The sequence below is a fragment of the Brevibacillus fortis genome (assembly GCF_003013395.1).
GTDB classification, from domain to species: Bacteria; Bacillota; Bacilli; order Brevibacillales; family Brevibacillaceae; genus Brevibacillus; species Brevibacillus fortis.
Genome location: NZ_PXZM01000073.1, coordinates 1 through 1,722, shown reverse-complemented (window position 1 = coordinate 1,722; position 1,722 = coordinate 1). Strand labels below are relative to the sequence as shown.

Below are 1,722 nucleotides of genomic sequence, written 5' to 3'. Positions count from 1 at the left end.
AATGAAGTGCCCCCTGTCAAGTAGACAGTGAAAAAACAAAAGCTTGGACACCAATCTGAACCTAGGTTGGTGTCTTCTTTATGCCGCAGAAATTTGTAGATATTGCCTATATTCTAGGGGCGTCATACACTTCAGCCTTTTCTGGTACCGATGATTATTGTAGTAATTTATGTATTCCGTAATGGCTACTTCTAGCTCTTCGTACGTATTGAATTTATGGAGATAGTACATCTCCGATTTTAACATTCCCCAGAATGATTCCATTGGACCATTGTCGATGCACCTAGCTACCCTCGACATGCTCTGAGTCATTCCTGTATCATCTAGTTTCTTCTTGAACATTTTGTTCGTGTATTGAAATCCTCGATCACTGTGAAAGATGGGTTTCGCATTAGGATATGCCCGATGGGCAATATCAAACGTTTTAAACACAAGCTCGTTGTTGTTGGAGTGCCCGATCACAAAAGAAACAATACTTTTATCCGACAAGTCTAGAATTGCGCTCAAATAAGCCTTGCTTTGAAGGCCATACTTCATTTCCGTTACGTCTGTGAGCCACTTTGTACCGAACTCCACGGATTTGAAATCCCTGTTTAAGACATTTTCTGCCGTGATTTCAGGCGTTGTCGGAACGTAATTCTTTTTCTTTTTGCGGCATACGGATTTCAATTCTAAAATGCCCATGAGTCTGTATACGCGTTTATGGTTGATAGAAAGATGGAACTGTCTATTCAGTTTCATGGTCATCTGGCGATAACCAAGAATACCATCTTTTTCTTCGTAGGCACGCTTAATCATAGGAAGCAATACTTTGTTGAATTTCTCATTTTTACTTTCTTTTCTATTTCGCCACTTATAATACGAGGAACGCGGAATCCCTGCGATTTCACAAAGCTGGCTGATGGAACATGATTTACTGTCGTACAGACCACGGATGGCAAGATAAATGGGTTCATTGCGGACTTGGCTTACTATCGCCCCCTTTGAATTTCGTCTAGCTTTTTTAGAAATTCGATCTCCATTTGCTTTCTTTTATTCTCAGCTTGAAGCAGTGTATTTTGGGCGCGAAGCTTCTCCACCTCAGACATCTCGTTTTCAGATTTTCGTTTCCCACGTTTGTCCTGAAGCGCATCAACGCCAAATTTAATGTATTTGTTTGTCCATGAGTAAACCTGCTGATAGGACACCTGAAATTCCTTGGCTGTCTGGGCATGATTATGCTGATGTTCTAAGCAGAATTTCACAATTTTGATTCTTTCTTCGAAAGAAGTCGGTCGTCCTTTTGTCATGATTGGTGTTCCTCCTGTTCCGGAAGATTTCAACTTTTCATAACCATTATACTTTAGAATCCAGTTACGCAGTTGGCGGGTTGATTTAATACCATACCTCTTACATATTTCCATATGAGAAGCAACGCCAGCTAGATAATCCTCGACAGCAGACTTCTTCAGTTCAGCGGAATAAGATATGTTCTTAGATGTACTAAGCAGTCCATTTGGGCCTAAAGATTGATAGGTTTGAAGCCATTGTTTCATGGAGGAAAAAGCAACATTTAGCGTGCTTGCTAGATGTTTCAGAGAATCTTCTCCGCGAAGATATTTTTCGATAGCGGTAACCTTTTCTGGTCCAGCTATTTTTGCTTTATGGGACATATACAAATGCTCCTCCTTACAGGTAGACAGTTTTATTATTTCAACTGTCTACCTGAAGGGGAGCATATCA

At 40.5% G+C, this 1,722-nt stretch carries 2 protein-coding genes; both read right to left on the bottom strand.

Annotation, left to right across the window (positions count from 1 at the left end; genetic code table 11):
* Positions 1-78: 78 nt before the first annotated feature.
* Complete coding sequence (locus C7R93_RS29600; protein ID WP_341866959.1) at positions 79-936, bottom strand: IS3 family transposase; 858 nt, start codon at positions 934-936, stop codon at positions 79-81.
* A gap of 35 nt (positions 937-971) precedes the next feature.
* Entirely contained in the window at positions 972-1,652 is a 681-nt protein-coding gene (locus tag C7R93_RS29595) for a helix-turn-helix domain-containing protein (RefSeq protein ID WP_106842131.1), read from the bottom strand.
* Between the last annotated feature and the right edge of the window lie 70 nt (positions 1,653-1,722).

Bases quoted from the DNA above. Each gene is read 5' to 3' on its own strand.
- C7R93_RS29595 (WP_106842131.1), bottom strand. From the start codon at position 1,652: ATGTCCCATAAAGCAAAAATAGCTGGACCAGAAAAGGTTACCGCTATC.